20 protein-coding genes are annotated in these 17,471 nt (G+C 62.1%); 4 read left to right on the forward strand and 16 right to left on the reverse strand.

The window, feature by feature from the left end; translation table 11 throughout:
• Positions 1 to 38 precede the first annotated feature (38 nt).
• The 13 genes from ACR2J1_RS03980 to ACR2J1_RS04040 form a co-directional block, all read right to left on the reverse strand.
• Entirely contained in the window at positions 39 to 512 is a 474-nt protein-coding gene (locus ACR2J1_RS03980) for a cytochrome c-type biogenesis protein (RefSeq protein WP_434018052.1), read from the reverse strand.
• Positions 509 to 2,497: a heme lyase CcmF/NrfE family subunit gene (locus tag ACR2J1_RS03985; RefSeq protein ID WP_434018053.1), complete on the reverse strand. Its 1,989-nt coding sequence runs from the start codon at positions 2,495 to 2,497 to the stop codon at positions 509 to 511. The genes ACR2J1_RS03980 and ACR2J1_RS03985 overlap by 4 nt, the downstream gene beginning before the upstream one ends.
• A gap of 2 nt (positions 2,498 to 2,499) precedes the next feature.
• On the reverse strand, positions 2,500 to 2,973 hold the full coding sequence (gene ccmE / locus ACR2J1_RS03990; protein ID WP_434018054.1) for a cytochrome c maturation protein CcmE: 474 nt from the start codon (positions 2,971 to 2,973) through the stop codon (positions 2,500 to 2,502).
• Entirely contained in the window at positions 2,970 to 4,157 is a 1,188-nt protein-coding gene (gene ccmI / locus ACR2J1_RS03995; protein ID WP_434018055.1) for a c-type cytochrome biogenesis protein CcmI, read from the reverse strand. The genes ccmE and ccmI overlap by 4 nt, the downstream gene beginning before the upstream one ends.
• A 104-nt stretch (positions 4,158 to 4,261) precedes the next feature.
• Complete coding sequence (locus ACR2J1_RS04000) at positions 4,262 to 4,726, reverse strand: RT0821/Lpp0805 family surface protein (protein WP_434018056.1); 465 nt, start codon at positions 4,724 to 4,726, stop codon at positions 4,262 to 4,264.
• A 428-nt stretch (positions 4,727 to 5,154) separates the two neighbouring features.
• Positions 5,155 to 6,519 (reverse strand): ATP-binding protein, encoded by a 1,365-nt coding sequence (locus ACR2J1_RS04005; RefSeq protein ID WP_434018057.1) that lies wholly within the window; start codon positions 6,517 to 6,519, stop codon positions 5,155 to 5,157.
• Positions 6,509 to 7,180: a response regulator transcription factor gene (locus tag ACR2J1_RS04010; protein ID WP_434018058.1), complete on the reverse strand. Its 672-nt coding sequence runs from the start codon at positions 7,178 to 7,180 to the stop codon at positions 6,509 to 6,511. The genes ACR2J1_RS04005 and ACR2J1_RS04010 overlap by 11 nt, the downstream gene beginning before the upstream one ends.
• A gap of 30 nt (positions 7,181 to 7,210) precedes the next feature.
• Positions 7,211 to 7,507: a PepSY domain-containing protein gene (locus tag ACR2J1_RS04015; RefSeq protein WP_434018059.1), complete on the reverse strand. Its 297-nt coding sequence runs from the start codon at positions 7,505 to 7,507 to the stop codon at positions 7,211 to 7,213.
• Positions 7,508 to 7,597: 90 nt separating this feature from the next.
• Positions 7,598 to 7,804: a hypothetical protein gene (locus ACR2J1_RS04020; protein ID WP_434018060.1), complete on the reverse strand. Its 207-nt coding sequence runs from the start codon at positions 7,802 to 7,804 to the stop codon at positions 7,598 to 7,600.
• Positions 7,783 to 7,947, reverse strand: coding sequence for a hypothetical protein (locus ACR2J1_RS04025; protein ID WP_434018061.1), 165 nt, complete (start codon positions 7,945 to 7,947; stop codon positions 7,783 to 7,785). Before ACR2J1_RS04025 ends, ACR2J1_RS04020 begins: the two co-directional genes overlap by 22 nt.
• A 264-nt stretch (positions 7,948 to 8,211) precedes the next feature.
• A complete protein-coding gene (locus tag ACR2J1_RS04030; RefSeq protein WP_434018062.1) occupies positions 8,212 to 8,529 on the reverse strand; it encodes a hypothetical protein in 318 nt (105 codons plus the stop codon).
• Positions 8,530 to 8,703: 174 nt separating this feature from the next.
• On the reverse strand, positions 8,704 to 8,973 hold the full coding sequence (locus ACR2J1_RS04035; RefSeq protein WP_434018063.1) for a hypothetical protein: 270 nt from the start codon (positions 8,971 to 8,973) through the stop codon (positions 8,704 to 8,706).
• A gap of 145 nt (positions 8,974 to 9,118) precedes the next feature.
• The gene (locus ACR2J1_RS04040; RefSeq protein WP_434018064.1) at positions 9,119 to 9,478 is read right to left on the reverse strand and encodes a hypothetical protein; all 360 of its coding nucleotides are present in this window, start codon (positions 9,476 to 9,478) and stop codon (positions 9,119 to 9,121) included.
• Between the two features lie 302 nt (positions 9,479 to 9,780).
• On the opposite strand from ACR2J1_RS04040, the gene ACR2J1_RS04045 reads away from it, so the two are divergent.
• The 4 genes from ACR2J1_RS04045 to ACR2J1_RS04060 all read left to right on the forward strand — a co-directional run bounded on the left by ACR2J1_RS04045 (position 9,781) and on the right by ACR2J1_RS04060 (position 13,731).
• Positions 9,781 to 10,086, forward strand: a complete 306-nt coding sequence (locus ACR2J1_RS04045; RefSeq protein WP_434018065.1) for a hypothetical protein — start codon at positions 9,781 to 9,783, stop codon at positions 10,084 to 10,086.
• Between the two features lie 106 nt (positions 10,087 to 10,192).
• Positions 10,193 to 12,472 carry a transglycosylase domain-containing protein gene (locus tag ACR2J1_RS04050; protein WP_434018066.1) on the forward strand — a complete coding sequence of 760 codons (2,280 nt, stop codon included), beginning with the start codon at positions 10,193 to 10,195 and terminating at the stop codon, positions 12,470 to 12,472.
• A 120-nt stretch (positions 12,473 to 12,592) separates the two neighbouring features.
• Positions 12,593 to 13,183 (forward strand): DUF1214 domain-containing protein, encoded by a 591-nt coding sequence (locus ACR2J1_RS04055; RefSeq protein ID WP_434018067.1) that lies wholly within the window; start codon positions 12,593 to 12,595, stop codon positions 13,181 to 13,183.
• Positions 13,174 to 13,731, forward strand: coding sequence for a DUF1254 domain-containing protein (locus tag ACR2J1_RS04060; RefSeq protein WP_434018068.1), 558 nt, complete (start codon positions 13,174 to 13,176; stop codon positions 13,729 to 13,731). The genes ACR2J1_RS04055 and ACR2J1_RS04060 overlap by 10 nt, the downstream gene beginning before the upstream one ends.
• Before the next feature lie 292 nt (positions 13,732 to 14,023).
• Here the strand turns inward: ACR2J1_RS04060 and ACR2J1_RS04065 are convergent, their stop codons facing one another.
• The 3 genes from ACR2J1_RS04065 to ACR2J1_RS04075 form a co-directional block, all read right to left on the reverse strand.
• A complete protein-coding gene (locus tag ACR2J1_RS04065; RefSeq protein ID WP_434018069.1) occupies positions 14,024 to 14,368 on the reverse strand; it encodes a DUF1491 family protein in 345 nt (114 codons plus the stop codon).
• A 23-nt stretch (positions 14,369 to 14,391) separates the two neighbouring features.
• Positions 14,392 to 15,060, reverse strand: a complete 669-nt coding sequence (locus ACR2J1_RS04070) for a peptidoglycan-binding domain-containing protein (protein ID WP_434018070.1) — start codon at positions 15,058 to 15,060, stop codon at positions 14,392 to 14,394.
• A 141-nt stretch (positions 15,061 to 15,201) separates the two neighbouring features.
• Positions 15,202 to 16,983: a PAS domain-containing sensor histidine kinase gene (locus ACR2J1_RS04075; RefSeq protein ID WP_434018071.1), complete on the reverse strand. Its 1,782-nt coding sequence runs from the start codon at positions 16,981 to 16,983 to the stop codon at positions 15,202 to 15,204.
• Positions 16,984 to 17,471 lie beyond the last annotated feature (488 nt).

Below are 17,471 nucleotides of genomic sequence, written 5' to 3' on the forward strand. Positions count from 1 at the left end.
GTAAGGTTAGGAGAGGAAGCCGTCGCGCGACCGCTGAGTTAACCGCGATCCAGCAGGCGATCGAGCCGGCTCTGCTCGTCGCCGCTCAAGGGCGCAACGCCTCCCGCCGAAGCTGTCTTGCGCCGCCGAAAGGCAAGAAAAATCCCAAACAGCGCCACAAGGAAAAGCACAGGCGTTGCAAGCCACAGCATCCAGGTATGCGGCGTAAAACGGGGCTTCAGCAGCACGAACTCGCCGTAGCGGGCAACGACGAAATCGATCACTTCGCCGTCGCTGTCGCCGGCTTTCAGCCGCTCGCGGACGAGCACTCGCAGGTCGCGCGCCAAGGGCGCGTTGGAATCGTCGATCGACTGGTTCTGGCAGACGAGGCAGCGGAGCCCCTCGGAGATATGACGCGCGCGCGCTTCGAGCACGGGATCTTTGAGGATTTCGTCGGGCTCCACCGCTCGGACCGATGTGGACCCGAGGAGGCACAACAGGCCCAAGAGCGAAAGAGCGAGGCGGAGCGTCACGATGGGACCGGCTCGGCCGTTTGTGGCTTCGCCGTCGCGCGCTTAGGAGCTCCGACGCGCAAGCGGCGATCCGAGAGCGACATGGCGCCTCCGGAGAACATGATAAGCGCACCAAGCCAGATGAACCTCACGAAGGGATGGAAATACATCCGGACGCTGTAGCCGCCGTCATCGTGCTGATCCCCGATCACCACGTAGAGATCTCCGTGCCAGCTTGGGTGAATGCCGGCTTCCGTCGTGCTGCTGCCCTCGACGCTGAACTCGCGCTTTGACGGCTGCAGCACCGTCACGGCGCTGCCGTTCCGCGTCACTGTGAAAGTCCCGACGCGCTCTCGGTAGTTGGGACCCTGCTGCGGCGTCACGCCGCCGAAGGTGAGGTGATATCCTGCCACGTCGGCACTCTCCCCGACCTTGAGCGCCACGATGTGCTCAGACCGCCAAGCCGTGGTCGCAACGATGCCGATGACCATGACACCGACCCCGGCATGCGCGAGAGCGGTGCCATAGGCCGCACGCGGCATGTTGCGCATCCGGCGCAATACCTCGCCGGCACCTGCATCGAGCAGCTTGACCCGGTGAGCGAGTTCGGTCAGCGCTCCGGCGATGAGCCAGATCCCCAAGCCGATGCCGAGCGGCGCAAGCCAGGGCCCGCGCTGACGCACGGCGAGAATGGCAATGGTGACGGCAAGAGCAAGGGTCGCCGCGAACATGAGCCGCTGCCCCGCAGCAACCAGGTCGCCGCGCTTCCAGGCCAGCACCGGCCCGAACGGAACAGCGATCAGGAGCGGCACGATCAGCGGCACGAAGGTCAGATTAAAGAACGGCGCGCCGACGGAGATCTTCTCTCCGGTGACCGCCTCCAGCGCCAAGGGATAGAGCGTACCCACGAACACCGCGGCGCAGGCGGTGGTTAGCAGCAAATTGTTGAGGACGAGACTGCCTTCGCGGCTGATCGGGGCGAACAGGCCGCCCTGGCCGAGTGTCGGCGCGCGCCAGGCAAAGAGCGCGAAGGCGCCGCCAATGAAACATCCCATGATCGCCAGGATGAAAATGCCGCGCTCCGGGTCCACCGCGAAGGCGTGAACAGACGTGAGAACGCCAGAGCGCACCAGAAACGTCCCCATCAGGCTCAAGCCGAAGGTGATGATGGCGAGGAGGATGGTCCAGACTTTCAGCGCCTCGCGCTTTTCCATGACCAAGGCGGAATGCAGCAGCGCCGTGCCGGCGAGCCAGGGCATGAAGGAGGCATTCTCGACGGGATCCCAGAACCAGAACCCGCCCCAGCCCAGTTCGTAATACGCCCACCACGAGCCCATGGCGATGCCGATGGTGAGACACATCCAGGCGGCGAGCGTCCAGGGTCGCACCCATCTTGCCCACGCCGCATCGATGCGCCCGTCGATGAGGGCGGCAATAGCGAAGGAGAAGGCCATGGAGAAGCCGACATAGCCCGCGTAGAGGAAGGGCGGGTGGAACGCGAGTGCGGGATCCTGCAGCACCGGATTGAGGCCGTTACCGTCGAACGGCGCCGGATCGAGGCGCGCGAACGGATTGGAGGTGGTGATGATGAAGAGCAGGAAGGCAATGGCGATGGAGCCCTGCACCGCGAGCACATTGGCTTGAAGCTGCCGGGGCAGATTGCTGCCGAAGGTGGCCACGGCCGCGCCGAAGGCCGCCAGCATCAGCACCCAGAGCACCATGGACCCTTCGTGGTTACCCCAGACACCGGCGATCTTGTAAATGAGCGGCTTCGCCGAATGCGAGTTGCGCCAGACATTCTCGACCGAAAAGTCGGAGGTGACGTAAGCCGTCATCAGCGCCATGAAGGCGACCGCGATCAGCAGTAACTGCATCTGCGCCGCAGGAGCGGCGATGCCCATCAGCTGGGAGTCACCGCGACGCGCGCCGCAAAGCGGCAAGATCGTCTGCACGATCGCGACGCCAAGGGCAAGAATGAGCGCGTAGTGGCCGATCTCCGCGATCATGGCTAATTCGCCTTTGGCGAAGGATTGGGTTGGCTCGCCTGCGCGTCACCCTTCCATACCCCTTGCTCCTTCAACCGCTTGGCGACCTCGGGGGGCATGTAGTTCTCGTCATGCTTGGCCAGAACGCGGTCGGCATGAAACACGCCGTCGCTTTCGAGCTTGCCTTCGGCGACCACACCTTGCTGCTCTCTGAAGAGATCGGGGAGCACGCCGGTATAGGTCACGGGCAAAGTCGTGGACATGTCGGTCACCACAAAACGGATCGTGGTCCCCTCTCCGCGCACGACGCTGCCGGCCTCGACAAGACCGCCAAGCCGGAACCGCTGGCCGGGGGCGAGCTCCTTCGCTTCCACATCGCTCGGCGTATAGAAGAACACGATGGAGTTGCGCATGGCCATGAGCACGAGACCGACGGCCACCCCGAGGACAACGAGGCTCGTCCCGATCAAGATGCCCCTACGCTGCTTACGCGTCATGACTTCAACCCAAGCTCCGCTGCCAGTGCATCGAGCTGCTGAAGGGCTTGACCGTCTCCACTGAATTGGCTCTTTGCACGCGCCAACGCCTTCTGCGCATCGTCCTTCCGGTCTAGCACGGTATAGGCTTTGACGAGCTTGAGCCAGCCGCCCAGATCGTTGCCCTGCTGCTCAAGCCTTTCCGCCAGCCTCTGCACCATTTGCTCGACCATCGCCTGACGTTCGGTAGGGCTCATGGCTTGCGCCGCGGCGACATCGCCGGCAGTTGGTCCCGCGCCGTCCTTGGGTTCCGCGCCGGTCTTGGGAGCCGCCCCGCCGGAGGACCCGTCGGCAAGATGCGCCTCGGCCGCGGCAATGCGCTTCTCCACCATCTGGCGCCATGACGCGCTGTCATCTCCCGAGGCGAGCAGCCCCCGCCAATCGTCGATGGCCGCCGAGAATCGGCCGTCCTGCTCCTTGGCGATGGCGAGCAGGATGCGTGGCTCTAACAGGGTGGGATAGAGAGCGAGGGCGCGCTCAAGCACGCGACGCGCCTCCTCCGAAACGACGCCGTCATTGGCGAGGACCAGAGCCTGGCCGCGGCCGGCAAGGCGCTTTGGCGACTCACCCAGCAATTTCAACGCCTGATCAAAGGCCTCGGCGGCATTAGCGTAGCGTCCGATGCCCAGATAGACCGGCGCCACGGCGTCCCATCCCTCGCCTTCTTCGGGATGTTCGCGCAGCCGCGCTTCGACGCGAGCGACGATGGCCGCGAGGTCTTGCTCGCTGGAGGGATCCTCCAAGCGCGCGGCGAGCGGTTGGTCGGGGAGGCCGGGAGAGCCGTAAACAAGATAGACGCCGACGGCGATCAGCGGCAGCATTGCTGCAACACTAAGCATCCCCGCCTTTGAGGCTCGTGATAGCTGAATCTGTTCCGGCGCATCGCTGTCAGCACTCACCAGGAGCCGCCGGGAAATCTCAAGGCGCGCCGCCTCGGCTTCTTTCTCGCCGATCAGCCCCCGCTCGCGATCGGTCTCAACCTCGCGAAGTTGGTCGCGGTAAACTGCGGCGTCGAAGGCGCCACGGCCGGCATCGGTCCCCTTTCCGCGCACGAGAGGGCGCAAGAGAACGAGAAGAACGACCGCCGTTAAGATCGCAAGGATGATCCAAAACAGCACGGAATTGACGGGCTCCCCTACGTCCACAGCCGGTTAGCCATAGGCGAAAGTCGGATTGGGGAGCAAGTCTAAGCGAGGTTGGAGATTAAATCGGCGCAATCCTGGGAATGGTCAGCAGGCAAGTCGCCTGCTCAGCTGATCTGGCGCCAAGTACCGTCGGGTTGGCGGCATGCGGTGCCGCGGACGGTCTGCGGTTGCCCGCCGATATAAATGGTGTGGGTGTAGGGCCGGCAATACTGGCTGCCTTGCGAATAAGGCTTGCCCGGAACAATTTGGCCGCGATGTTGTGTGGAGGGATTGTTCCACGGCGTGGAAGCGCCGGCCTGGCCGTATTCAAGAGCGCGATACTCGGCGGCCGCCGCGATTTCGCGGTCGCGCTCGTCCATTTGCCGGCCGAGCTCGTTGCCGACGATGCCGCCGACCACCGCGCCGATAGCCAATCCGGGAATGCGATTTTTGCTGCCGCCGATGGCGGCGCCCGCCGCTCCGCCCGCAACGGCGCCAAGAACGGTGCCGGTACCTTGCTTATTGTTCGGGCCGCAACCGCTGGCCAGCAGCGGAAGCATCAAAATCGCCAATAGGGGCGCTGCTCTCATCGATCTCCCCCTTAGGCCGCGCTACCGCACGGCCTGCGATGGGACTCTCAAACTCCCATCCTCTCAATTCGAACTTAAGAAATAATAATTTTGGCGGAATTTGGTTGCATTCAAAAAATGTTGGATTTGGGCCGCGCCACGCGCTGAGATGCGAGTGAATGCGGCCCAAGCCCATTTTAATCGAGGCTACTGCGCTGGCGGCTGCTCGGGAGCCGGAACCGGCTCAGCTGGCGCGGGCTGCTCAGCGGGAACAGTCTCTCTCTTCGCTTCCTCGTTACTGCATTGGGCGGCCGTAAGGCCCGTCAGTGCAATCGCCGCGACCGTAGCCGCTAAAAATAGTCTTGCCATGTTGGTGTCCTCCTTTGGCGGCGCGAGACTACAACAACGCGCCGATTTGCACCACTTACTGCAAGGGGGGTAAATCGGCCTCATGCCGCCGGAAGCACCAGGCGCGCGCGGAGGCCGCCGAGCGGCGAGCGCTCGAGTTGGACGCTGCCTTTATAGAGGTGGGCGAGGTCGGCCGCGATTGACAGTCCCAAACCCGAACCGGCCGTGGTCTCATCGAGGCGCTGCCCCCGCTTTACAGCGTGATCCCGCTGGGCCTCGGTTAGCCCTCGGCCGTCATCGTCGACGAGGATGATGAGCCTTTGGCTAATTTTGTCGTGCTCGGCCTCGACCGTGACAGCCGTCGCCGCCCATTTGCAGGCATTGTCCATGAGGTTTCCGACCATCTCCTCGAAATCTTGTTTCTCGCCCTGAAACTTCGGGAGACCCTCGCAGCGAACCGAAATACCAAGGCGCCGCTCTTCGTAGATGCGATCAAGCGTGCGCTTTAGAGCGTCGAACACCGTTTTGACGTCGGTCACATCGCCGTTGACGCTCGATCGCGCTGCCACCCGCGCGCGATCGAGGTGATGGGTGATCTGCTTGCGCATGATGTCGGACTGTTCGACCACCTTGGCGGCGAGCGCTCCCTCCTGCCCCCGCGCTTCATTGCTGATGACGCTGAGCGGTGTTTTGAGAGCATGCGCGAGATTGCCGACATGGGTGCGCGCCCGGTCGACAATCTCGCGATTGGATTGGATCATTGCATTCAGCTCCTGTTGCAATGGGCTGATCTCATCGGGTAAGTGCCCCTCGAGCTGTTCCGCTTCGCCGGAGCGGATCTGCGCAAGGTTCTGGCGCATGGTGCGCAACGGCTGCAGTCCGAACCGAACCTGGAACAGCGTCGCCACCACAAGGCCTATGCCGAGCACGGTTAGTGCGCCGATCAGCATGGTTGTGAATTCCGCAAGATCGCGATCGACCTCGGCGGCGTCGCCCGCGACCGCATAGGAATAGGGGCTGGACTGCGGCCCAGCCGGCCGGATCTCGCGCTCGACGATACGCAAGCGCTGGTTCTCCGGACCCGAGGCATAAGCGCGCCACGTCAACTCCGAATCCGGACGGTTGCCGCCGCTGCTGGGGAGATCGAGTTGCTGATCGAGCAGGGAGTCGGAGACAAAAGTCGGACGAGCCGCGCCGGCGAGCGGCTTGATCTGCCAATACCAACCGGAGAATGGAAGGGTGAAGATCGGGTCGCCGAGATTGGCCGGCTGGGTCGGCTGGTTGCCGCCGTCCGCAGTGCTCGAGGCGATCAGGCTCGTGAGATAAACATTGAGGCGCGCATCGAAGTTGCGCTCCACGGCCTGGCGATAGAGGGAGATGAGGAGGATCGCCGCCACCGGAACCACCACGAGGGTCCACGCCGCGGCGGAGGCAAAGAGCCGAAAGGCGAGCGAGTTAAGCCTCATCGGCTGCGTCGGAGAGGCAGTATCCCAAACCCCGGACGGTCTTGATGAGATCTTGCGGCAGCTTCTTGCGCAAACGCCCGATGAAAACTTCGACCGTGTTGGAGTCGCGATCGAAATCCTGCTCGTAGAGATGCTCGATAAGCTCGGTGCGCGGGACCACGCGGTCACGATGCATCATGAGATAGGTCAGCACGCGATATTCATGCGAGGTCAGTTTCACCGCCTTCCCATCCACCGTCACGCGCGCGGTCTTGGTATCGAGGCGAAGCGGCCCGCATTCCATCTCGTTGCGGGCATGTCCGGCCGAACGGCGCAGCAACGCACGAACCCGAGCAAGGACCTCTTCCATGTGGAAAGGCTTGGCGACGTAGTCGTCTGCGCCGGCGTCCATCCCGGCGACCTTGTCGCTCCAGCGCTCACGCGCCGTCAGAATGAGGACCGGCATCTTGCGCTCGTCGCGCCGCCATTGCTCCAGTACGCTTAGCCCGTCCTTCTTGGGCAGCCCAAGATCGAGTACCACCGCATCGTAAGGTTCGGTATCGCCGAGAAAGTGCCCTTCCTCACCGTCCAAAGCCGTATCGACGGCATAACCGGCTTCGCTGAGCGCCGTCACCAGCTGACGGTTGAGGTCTGGGTCATCCTCGACGACGAGAAGCCGCACAGCCTATCCTCCCCAGCGACGCTTTTGGTCCTACTGGCCGGTGCGAGCGTCAACGGTGACATTGTTGACGACCCCGTCGGCGCCCAGCACCACCAGCTTGTAGACGAAACTGCCGCCTCGGTCGCAAAGGCTGGCATGCACGATCTTCCCGCCGCTGCGCGATTGCACCTTCTGGTAGACGGTTTTGGCGGGCAGTAGCGAGTTCTTTGCGATCACCGGCCCGGCCTGGCTCCAGGGCACGCAATTCTCCGCACCCGCCGTGCCGACGCCAAGCATAAGGGCGCCGGCCAAGACGGCGATGAGAGTTGCTTTGATGTCCTGCCGCATGGCCCGCGCCTCGTTTTCTTGTGCCTGGATCTTATAGCGAAGGCCCTGAACGTCCGATGAACGCTGGTTAACATATCCTTGAAATCGGCCTTATCTTGCCCGTGCCGGCTTCGTGGTCTTGGCGTTGTCGACCTTGGCGCCGAGCGCCGCAAGGCCGAGCCCGCCGAGCGCGAGCGGGAGGCTGCTGATGAGTTCAGCGAGCGTCATATCCCCGGCGGCCCAGAGCGCAATTGTCGAGAGAGCCGTGGTGATGCCGAATCTGCGTGCGGTAGCCCTTAGCGCGAGCAACGGCACCACGCTTCGACGTCCTCGCCGAGCGGCACCTCGACGCTCTGCCAGCTGTCGCCTCCGATGCGCGTGCGCCGCATCCACAGAAACGTACAGTCCGTGGTCGATGGGTCGCGCTTGCCTCGCAGATGCACCGGCGAGAGTGGCCGCAAGCGAGCCCCTCGAAGGCGTGCATCGTGGTGTGTTAGCCCCGAGAAAGGGCAAAGTGGCCGCGGATAAAACATTGCGTCGTCGCATAGCGGCATTTGCGAAATTGGTGGATGGAGCCAAACCGGATCGCAAAATCTCGAAGCCGTTCAAAGATTATCTGGAAGCATCTCAGAGGCAGACTACGCACGTTGGTCAACGAGAAAAACGCCAGGAGCGATTTTTGGCGATAATCAAAACACTCTGAAGAGCAAAAACGCGAGGAGTGCTCACTCTGCCGCCGGCACGGCGCCGCAGGGAACAGCCGCGATGGTGCAGTTGGTGTAGAGCCCCTGTTTGGCGCAGCCGAGCTTCGGGTCCTTCGCGGTCTCGATCGTGGCGTCCGCGAAGATCTTGGTCGCCTTCTCCAGCCAAACCTTCTTCGCCGCCTGCTCCGATTCCTTCCGCGACGGCAGGAAGCCCACGCCCCGCGCCACCACGTCGGCGGTATGGCATTTGAGCTCGGCGGCGCGCGCGGGCTCGGGCGCAATTCCCGTCACAAGAGCGAGGCTGACAGCGGACGCAAACAGCGCGGCGACCCTGAACATGCAACTCCTCCCTGCCTGAATTTTTCTTGGGCGGATGATAACACGGTTGCCGAGCCACAAAAAAGAAGGGCCCGCGAACATGCGGGCCCTGTTGCCTCTCTTGAAATGCCGTCACCGAAGCGGCGGCGCTCCAAACTCAAGCCTCGAAAGCAGGTTCGCCGGCTTTCGTAAAGCCTAGCCCTTCTGCTTGGAATAGGTTGCCTGCGCCTTGGCGAGGTTGCCTTCCGGATCCTTCATGAACTCCGTCTTCGCATCGTCGCTGCCGAAGCAATAGGTCTTGCCGCCAAAATCGCCGTTGATCGAGCAGTCGGTCTCCATCATCTTGCCCATGGCCAAGCCCTGCGTGCACATATTGTCGTACTCGCCGCTCGCGGCGAAGGCGGAGGCTGCAAGCGCGAGGCTGAACGCAGCGGCGGTGACGGTAGTCGCGAGAGTCTTGAACATGTTCGATCTCCTTGGGGGGCTCGTTTCGCGACGCCTCTATAGGGCGTACCCCCCGATCTTACCCCGTGGGTCGCGCATTCACTCTTCACTTGCGGTCACATCCAGGTGATCGGCGCCCTTAGGCTGATCAAACCTCAAGGCGCTCCTATTGGCCCTTTCCATACGGCTTTGCAATCATCCAGGTCTGCGCGGGCGTTTTTGCGCAAGACGTCGCATAGATCGCCGAGACGTCCGGCGAGTTCGGCCCGGGGTTGTCGAGGCAGCGTGGGAAGAGCCGCATGTCCTCGTTGCGGAGCGCGATGCGGTCGTTCCACTTCAGCGTCTCCTTCTCGAGCTCCGTCACCTTCTCTTGCAGCCTCACGATCGTCTTGGTGAGACAGGCCACCCGCTCGGTCTCCGGAACCGTGTTGCAATCGGGCAGCGGCGCGTTCTCGGCCGCGGTCCAGCCGCCAAGCGCCAGCGCGCCAACGCCGAGCAGTGAAATACGCACGATGCGATGAATCATCTTGAGCCGCCTCCTTTGCGAGTGCTTCTTCTCGTCCTCCACCAGTCGCAACGATGCTAGACGCGTGGCGATAGCTTGGCGAGCAGCGCTCCCCCGCCTCACGCCTTCGTGAAGCAACCGCGTCATCGTGCCCTGCCTCTCCATTCATGGTTCGGCCTTAACTTTCGCGTTGCACAATCGTCTTTGCGGTGCGGGGTGGGGACCGGCGGGTGCGGACCGGCATCGGGGGGACTAGCTTCTGCGTGCTGTCACCTGCGATACTGATACCAGGGGTTGCGTTGGGCGTTTCCGTCATGGCGAAAATGCGAAGAGCGGGCGCTGCCGCCTGCCTGCTGGCGATCGCTCTTTCCGGCTGCAGCCGGACGGAGTTGCCGGCGCGCGACTTCGTCCTCGCCGAGCAGCGTCCGGAGAAGGCGGTCGAGCAAGGCAACTCTCTCGAGGCCGCCAAGGCCGCCTGCAAGGCGGAAACCGAGAAGAAGGGCATTGCTTCGGTGATGAATATCTTCTCCCGCTTCCGCAAGGGTTCGGCGGAAGAGGACTTCATCGCCTGCATGCGGCAACGCGGCTACGAGATGCCGAGTTCAGCCGGGAGTTCCCCTCGCCTGTGAGGCCGAGACGCAAAGCGCTGACGCGGACGCAATTTCCCTATAAAACGCCTCAATCGAAGTGTAATTTGCCGTCCCGTCCGTGGGCACCCAAAAAGGTTCGGGGCACGTGTTTCAAGGTGAAGGCAAGCGCAGGTTAATCGATTGGCTCGCCATCGATTCCTGGATCGATTCGGGGCTGTATAACGGCCTCGTACGCTTCAAGGATTGGTGGAGCGGCTATTCGAGCTTTTTCGGCCGCTTCGAGGTCAAGGGCTTTCCGCGCGCCATAAATGAGGTGCTGTGCGAGGCACTTACGCTCGGCACCGGCGGTCTGCTGGTCGTCACCGCCTTCGCGCTTCCCGCCTTTGAGGTCGCGCAAGGCAAGATGAATCTCGCCGACGAATACAGCGTCACCTTCCTCGATCGCTTCGGCAACGAGATCGGCAAGCGTGGACTACTGCGCGACGACTCGGTCCCACTCGAAGAGATTCCGGACCACATGATCAAGGCCACCCTCTCCACGGAGGATCGGCGCTTCTATGACCATTTCGGCGTCGACATTATGGGCACGTTCCGCGCTATCGCCGAGAACGCCCGCGCCAACGATGTCGTCCAAGGTGGCAGTTCTCTGACGCAGCAACTCGCCAAGAACATGTTCTTGACGCCTGAGCGCTCCCTGTCTCGTAAGGTCAAAGAAGCTTTCATCGCCGTCTATCTAGAAACGCACTACACCAAGCCCGAGCTTCTCAAGCTCTATTTCGACCGCGCCTATCTCGGCGGCGGCTCTTATGGCGTCGAGGCGGCCGCGCAGTTCTACTTCGGCAAGTCCATCCGCGACATCACTCTCGCCGAGGCCGCGATGCTGGCAGGCATGTTCAAGGCCCCGACGCGCTACGCGCCGCATATCAACCTGGCCGCGTCGCGAGCCCGCGCCAACGAGGTGCTCACCAACATGGTGCAGGCCGGCTACTACAGCGAAGGTCAGGTCTATGGCGCGCGCATGAACCCGGCCAAGATCGTCGAGCGGGCCGATACCAGCACCCCGGATTATTTTCTCGATTGGGCCTTTGAAGAGGTCCAACGTCTGATGGCGGCAAAGCAGGAGCACATCGTCGTCGCCCGCACCACGGTCGACATCGGGCTACAAAAGGCCGGCGACCAGGCGCTGGTGGAAACTGTGAAGCAATACGGCCGCTCGCGGCACTTTGACCAAGGCTCGCTTGTCGCGATGGAGACCGACGGCGCCGTGCGCGCCATGGTTGGCGGTTTGGACTACGGCGAAAGCCAGTTTAATCGCGCCTCCCATGCCCTTCGCCAACCCGGGTCCTCCTTCAAACCTTATGTCTATTTGACGGCTTTGGAGAACGGCTTCGCACCGAATTCGGTGGTCAGCGACGGCCATGTGAGTTGCGGCCGGTGGTCGCCGAAAAACTACTCCGGCGGATTCCGCGGCCGCATGACATTACGCACGGCACTTGCGAAATCGATCAATACGATCGCCGTCAAACTTTCCCTGCAGGTGGGACGCGAGAAGGTGCTCGCCAACCTCAATAAGATGGGCATCACCCACCTGAAAAAAACCTGCTCTCTCGCCCTCGGCGACAGCGGCATGACACCGCTGCAACACACGGGTGCTTATGCGGTCTTTGCATCGGGCGGATTGGATGTTCGGCCGTATGCTGTCGAGGAGATCCGCACTCTCGGCGGAGAGACGGTCTATAACCGCGATCGCGACGAGCCGCCGCGCAAGCAGATTTTCAAGCGCGAAGTCGTGGAGACCCTCAACACCATGTTGCAGGCCGTCGTGACCGAAGGAACCGGCAAGGCGGCACAGCTCGACTACACGAACTCTGTCGGCAAGACGGGCACGAGCTCGGCCTACCGGGATGCGTGGTTCTTGGGCTTCACAGGCCAGTACGTTGTTGGCGTCTGGCTTGGCAACGACGACTTCACGCCGATGGCGCGCGTGACCGGCGGCAGCTTCCCCGCCCAGACTTGGCATACCTTCATGGTACAGGCGCACGACACCGACAACATTCCCCCGATCCCGGGACTGCCGCTCCATCCGCTGCAGATGGCCGAGCAGGAGCGGATGGCGGCGATGACACAGAACCTTGGTTCAGACATCGGTCCCGCCCCGGCGGCGCCCGCGGAGAGCGTCAAGGACATGTCCCCCGCAACGCGGCAGATCTTGCAGAGCATTGCCGATCTGCTGAAGGACGCCCGCGAGCTCACCCCGAGCCAAGCGCCGCGACCTGGCCGCGCCGAGGCCCCGGCCATCGCCGTCACGCCAAACCTCGCCTCGGCGTCCAACGGAAGCACCCCTCCCTCCGCCGAATTGCCGGGTCCGCCGCCACCATCGGACCCGAGCGTTGGATCCGGTAATGCTGCCCCTCCCATACCTTAAGCGGAGCCCGCGTTCAGCGCCGGTGCGAAGATGCGATCTCGTTTGACGGACCTTTCGGCCATTCACCCTCTTGCGCCTGCGTTGCCAGGCCTGCGGCTACGCATAGAGAGCGGCCCGTCGATGCGGACGCTCGCCTATGTGCTGGTCGCATTTTTGTTGGCACTGGTTCTTGGCATCGGCTCCGCGCGTTACATGATCGAGCACGGATCGCCCCTCACGACGACGCAGGCAGGCCCATGGGTCAGCTGGATGAGTGAGGGCAATCCAAATGCCGACCTGTATACAAAGGCACATCTTGCAAGCAGCGGCAGACTACCTTTGACGTCGACGATGGCGCGCTACTTCCATGCCGATACCGATGCCGCCGGCGACCCGCTCACGTCCGCGTGCGAGTATTCCATCGAAGGCGCGCCGTTGAATGCGCGCTGGTGGTCGTTGGCGCTTTACGACGAGAATGGCGGGCTGATCAAAAATCCGTCGGGACGCTACAGCTTCAACAGCGAGGAAGCCATCCGTCATTCCGATGGCACCTATCGCATCAACGTGGCGAAGCGTGCGCGACCTGAGAACTGGCTGCCGAGCGGGAGTGGACCTGAGCAAAATCTGAAATTGGTTCTGCGTATCTACGGGCCACGCGATACCGATGCATCGGGAACCGGATTTATTGCTTTGGACAAACTGCCGAAAATCGAGCGCAAGGCATGCGAGTAAGAATCCCCGGTCTCTTCGTCCTGCTCGCGATCGTGCTCGCGGGCCTGATCCATATCGTCGCCGTGCTGGCCCTACCCGCGCTCGCACCGAAAGATGCTTGGGCCAGGCTGGTGCCGCTGGGCCCCCCCAACACCATGATTCAAATTCCCGCTTCAAAGCCGGGCGAGCAGGTTATGCCGATGATGGCGCCTGATGTGCGCTACGCGTTCTGCCGCTTTGACCTAACCACAGGCCCGGTGCGTCTGCGCGCCGCGGTCCCAGACGATCTTTGGATGATCGCTTTCTACACCCCAACCGGCGACAATTTTTATACCGTTGCGGGAGCGGATATGCGGCGGTCGCAGATCGATCTGATCATCGCGCGGGCCGATCAAGCCGTTGCCGAGGCGGGTGTCGATGCGCCTGAGGAGGCGGACGATGTCGTGGTGGTCAACTCGCCGCTCACCGAGGGCATCGCGATGATACGCGCGCCCTTGGCGGGGCCAAGCCATGCAAAGCGCGCCGAGGAGTCGCTGCAGGCCACCTATTGCGGCCCCAAAGTCAGATAGTCCCGAACTTACGCCTTCTTCTTCCGGCTTCGTTGGCTCCGCTTACGCAAAACCGGCGCGCGAGGCTGACCTGCAAGGCCATCGACTGAGCGGCGCTCGATCCGCACCCCCGGAAAAATAATGATCTGGCCAAGCGGACCTTCCGCAGGCCTGGCCCGTGCCGCGAAAACTTCGCCGCCCCGGAATTGAAGGATCGTAGCCATTGTCAGTCTCCCCTCGCGCCGCACATCGCGACTGGATAATTAAGGAGCCGGTAACGTTAACGAAGCCCTAACTCTCGCTGATCTCACGCTCACTCTGCCAAGTCGTCTCCTAGAAAGTGGCGCCCGGCCCTGTCTTCAAGCTCGATGATCCACACATCGGAGTCGAAGCTCGCTGCTTGAACAAGATAGCGATCGAGCTCCTCGGTGCTAACGGCCTTTGCATCGAAGGCGGCTTCCCACTGACGCTCGGTCTCGGTGCCTGCCATCCCCGCCGGCACCGGCCGGTACAGCAGCTTCGTCCCATTCAGTTGATTGACGCAGACGAAGATTGCGCCAGCGTCCGCGTCTCCCCTGTGCGAGATGACCACGGGAACGCCTACGGACTGACAGCGGCGCAAATATGCCCGCACCCACAATTCGCTTTTGACACGCATGGGACGCCGTGCCGTTGCAGCTTCTAGTGCGCGACGGCTTGAGCTAAATCCTGTCCGGTGACGCGCTTGATCTCGGCCAGGAGTTGCGGTCCGATGCGCCCCGTCTGGTCGATTTTTCGATCGCGCTGGAAAGCCGTGATCGCGCTCTTCGTGGCGCCGCCCATGGCGCCATCGATCGGACCCGGCGCATAACCTAGGTCCGCGAGGACCTTTTGCACGGTCTTCACTGATCTGTCTCCGCTTCCGCCGTTGCCGCCTGAGGCAGTATCGACAGACCCCGTACTTGAGTTCTGCGCAACGCTGTCGCCGAGGAGAATATGGCGCAGCAAGTCATCGGAAGGCGTCGCGGTCACGGGGAGACCATGCGACTTCTGATAGCTTGAGATTGCCTCGCGGGTGGCCCGGTCAAGCGTACCGTCGGAACGGCCGACGACATAGCCTAGAGCTGTTAGTTCCCGCTGCACCGCTTTGGCGAGTTGGTCTTGGGCCACATTCTCCATCGAGCTCGGCGGCAAGTCGGTTCTCACCGGAGCGACAATGATCGGAGCATAGGCAGGAGCGGACGCCGTTACGGACGGTTGGACAGAAGGCGACGGCGCATGAGCGCTGCCCCGCAGATCCTGGAGGTAAAGCGCGTTATAGATAATGAGGCCGGTGAGGCCGAAGAAGCCGAGAAACACTAACCGCGCCACTGCCACGCCCATCGCTCACAAACGACCTTTAAGGTATCCCGGCGGTGGCCGCACCCTAAAGCTGCCCCCGCACCCGTCTAATCTTGGCCCGCGAACCTAAAGAGTCGTTAAACGCTTAAAAGGGAGCGCCCCAATGAGCCATTAAGCGGCCGAGGCGGCCGGTGGCCGCATCGTGGCCTCATGCGATTCGGCAACGGCATCCATCGGCAACGTGATCGTTACAGTGGTCCCGCGGCCCAACGTGCTTTCGATGGCCAGGCCTCCGCCATGAAGCCGCGCAAGACCCTTGACCACCGAAAGTCCCAAGCCCGCCCCGTCATAACTTCGATCATATGAATTATCCGCCTGCACGAAGGGGCTGCCAAGTTTGGGCAAATCGCCCTCCGAAATCCCGATCCCATTGTCTGCCACGCTGAGCTGCACGCCGCCGACTACCGCGCGCGCCGAAACGCGCACGCGCCCGCCGGGATCCGTAAATTTTATGGCGTTGGAGATGATGTTCAGCAGCATCTGCTTGCACGCGCGCTTGTCGGCGAGCAGTTCCGGAATACCCGCGGCCACCTCGTGTGTCAGCGTCACCGAGCGCTTTTCGGCAGCAGGCCGCATGATCTCGGTGCACAACTTCACGAGCGAAGCCACATCGAAAGGCTCCTTCACGATCTTGAACTTGCCGGCTTCGATCTTCGACATGTCGAGCACGTCGTTCACGACATTGAGGAGATGCTCTCCGCTTTCGTGGATCAGGCGCGCGTAGTCGCGATAGCGCTCCTCGCCGAGCGATCCGAACATTTCGCGGTTGAGGATCTCAGAGAACCCGATCACGGCGTTGAGCGGCGTTCGCAGTTCGTGGCTCATATTGGCCAGGAACTGCGTCTTGGCGCAGCTTGCACTCTCTGCTTCATCGCGCGCGCGCAATAACTCTGCTTCGGCCAGTTTGTGTGCGGAAATGTCCCTGGTTACGGCGACGATCCCAGGCCGCAATGTGGTGCCGGCAGACGGCAGATCGGCATTCATGGGGCGGCAACGCAGCTCCAACCATAGATATCGGGGCTCGCCGGCAGCCGATCGGCGCGCTCTGAACTCGACCGACATCGGTTCGTTGCAGGCATAGCAACGCGACAGCGCGGTGAGGTAAGCCGGTCGATCTGCCACGTGCACGCGCTCGAACAGACCATCGCCGTGAAGCTTCGTTGCAGCCTCGCCGAAGATTTGCTGCGCGCCAAGAGACGCGAACAGCACCCGCCCCCTTTCGTCATGGCGCGTGATCATGTCCGACGCATTCTCGGCAAGGAGCCGATAGCGCGCCTCCCCGACCTGCACGGCATCCTCGGTACTCATATGGACGAGCTGCATCGTCAGTGCGAGGCCCGCGGCATAGGCCACCGCAGAGAAACCGCCGATAAAGCCGAGCAAAAGCGGTGATACCGGTGCCGCTTCCGGCGCCGCCACATAACCTAGCGCTTGACCGGCAACGAGGATGGCAAGACCGAGTGCCGCAAGGCCGGCGGCCCCGGCGATGATCCGGCGATCCGTCGAGAGACCCGCTTCCAGCGGAACGACGACCATCCAGGGCAGAAGGAACGAAGAGATGCCGCCGGTAAGCCATGCTGCATAGGTGACAAGGCCAGCCAGACTTGCCGCCGAACTCAGGTGAGCGCGAGACAGGTTTCCTGTTCCGGACAGATAAACCGCGACCCCGATAGGGCTGAGAAACCAGAGAAAGGCAATCGCCCCCAAGAACGACGGCTTACCGACCAGAACGAGATATATTGGAAAAATGCAGAGCGCGGCAACGCCGCCGAGGAGATGCGTGGCAAGGAAGGACTGCTGGCGCGAAGCCTCGACACCGTCGTTGCGCGCCGAAACGTGGACGAGCGAGCTGAAATAGGCCCGAAGCCCACGGATACTCTCACTGCAGATCACGCGCATCTCACGAGCGACAAATGCCGCTTCATCCCGGTTGATTGCCGCGAGTGTGAGGGGGCTGACTTAAGGAAGCATAAAATCGAGGCTTGAGAAGTAAGACTTAGGTCTGCCCCTCCGGCCCTGCGCATCGTTGAGCAACCGGGGAATACCCTTGGGACCGCAAAAAACCGAAAATGGACTAAATAAAGAGCCTAAAATTTGAGACAGTCTTGCTTCGATTCCTCCTGGAATTTGAGACAGTCTTGCTTCGATTCCTCCTGGGAAGAGAGAAACTCTCTTAATTTTCGGCAGTTTATAGTTATGCTCACGGTGGGGGAATGAAGACGGTTTGAAATCCCCCCGAGTAAAAGGGGCACGCCCATGTTTCTCATCCGAACAGCTTTTTGGCTCATGATCATTATCCTGCTGTTGCCGACCGATTCTCGGCAGCAAAGCGATGTCTATGGTACCGCGCAAGCCGCCGTGAAGGATGTCACGGGATTCTG

Source organism: Methyloceanibacter sp. (assembly GCF_050999895.1).
Lineage (GTDB): Bacteria > Pseudomonadota > Alphaproteobacteria > Rhizobiales > Methyloligellaceae > Methyloceanibacter.

Excerpts from the sequence above, each read along its gene's own strand:
- ACR2J1_RS04035 (WP_434018063.1), bottom strand. The coding sequence starts at position 8,973 with ATGTTCAAGACTCTCGCGACTACCGTCACCGCCGCTGCGTTCAGCCTC.
- ACR2J1_RS04045 (WP_434018065.1), top strand. The coding sequence starts at position 9,781 with ATGCGAAGAGCGGGCGCTGCCGCCTGCCTGCTGGCGATCGCTCTTTCC.
- ACR2J1_RS04065 (WP_434018069.1), bottom strand. The coding sequence starts at position 14,368 with ATGCGTGTCAAAAGCGAATTGTGGGTGCGGGCATATTTGCGCCGCTGT.
- ACR2J1_RS04060 (WP_434018068.1), top strand. The coding sequence starts at position 13,174 with ATGCGAGTAAGAATCCCCGGTCTCTTCGTCCTGCTCGCGATCGTGCTC.
- ACR2J1_RS04000 (WP_434018056.1), bottom strand. The coding sequence starts at position 4,726 with ATGAGAGCAGCGCCCCTATTGGCGATTTTGATGCTTCCGCTGCTGGCC.
- ACR2J1_RS04055 (WP_434018067.1), top strand. The coding sequence starts at position 12,593 with ATGCGGACGCTCGCCTATGTGCTGGTCGCATTTTTGTTGGCACTGGTT.
- ACR2J1_RS04040 (WP_434018064.1), bottom strand. The coding sequence starts at position 9,478 with ATGATTCATCGCATCGTGCGTATTTCACTGCTCGGCGTTGGCGCGCTG.
- ACR2J1_RS04015 (WP_434018059.1), bottom strand. The coding sequence starts at position 7,507 with ATGCGGCAGGACATCAAAGCAACTCTCATCGCCGTCTTGGCCGGCGCC.
- ACR2J1_RS04030 (WP_434018062.1), bottom strand. The coding sequence starts at position 8,529 with ATGTTCAGGGTCGCCGCGCTGTTTGCGTCCGCTGTCAGCCTCGCTCTT.
- ACR2J1_RS03985 (WP_434018053.1), bottom strand. The coding sequence starts at position 2,497 with ATGATCGCGGAGATCGGCCACTACGCGCTCATTCTTGCCCTTGGCGTC.
- ccmE (WP_434018054.1), bottom strand. The coding sequence starts at position 2,973 with ATGACGCGTAAGCAGCGTAGGGGCATCTTGATCGGGACGAGCCTCGTT.
- ACR2J1_RS04005 (WP_434018057.1), bottom strand. The coding sequence starts at position 6,519 with ATGAGGCTTAACTCGCTCGCCTTTCGGCTCTTTGCCTCCGCCGCGGCG.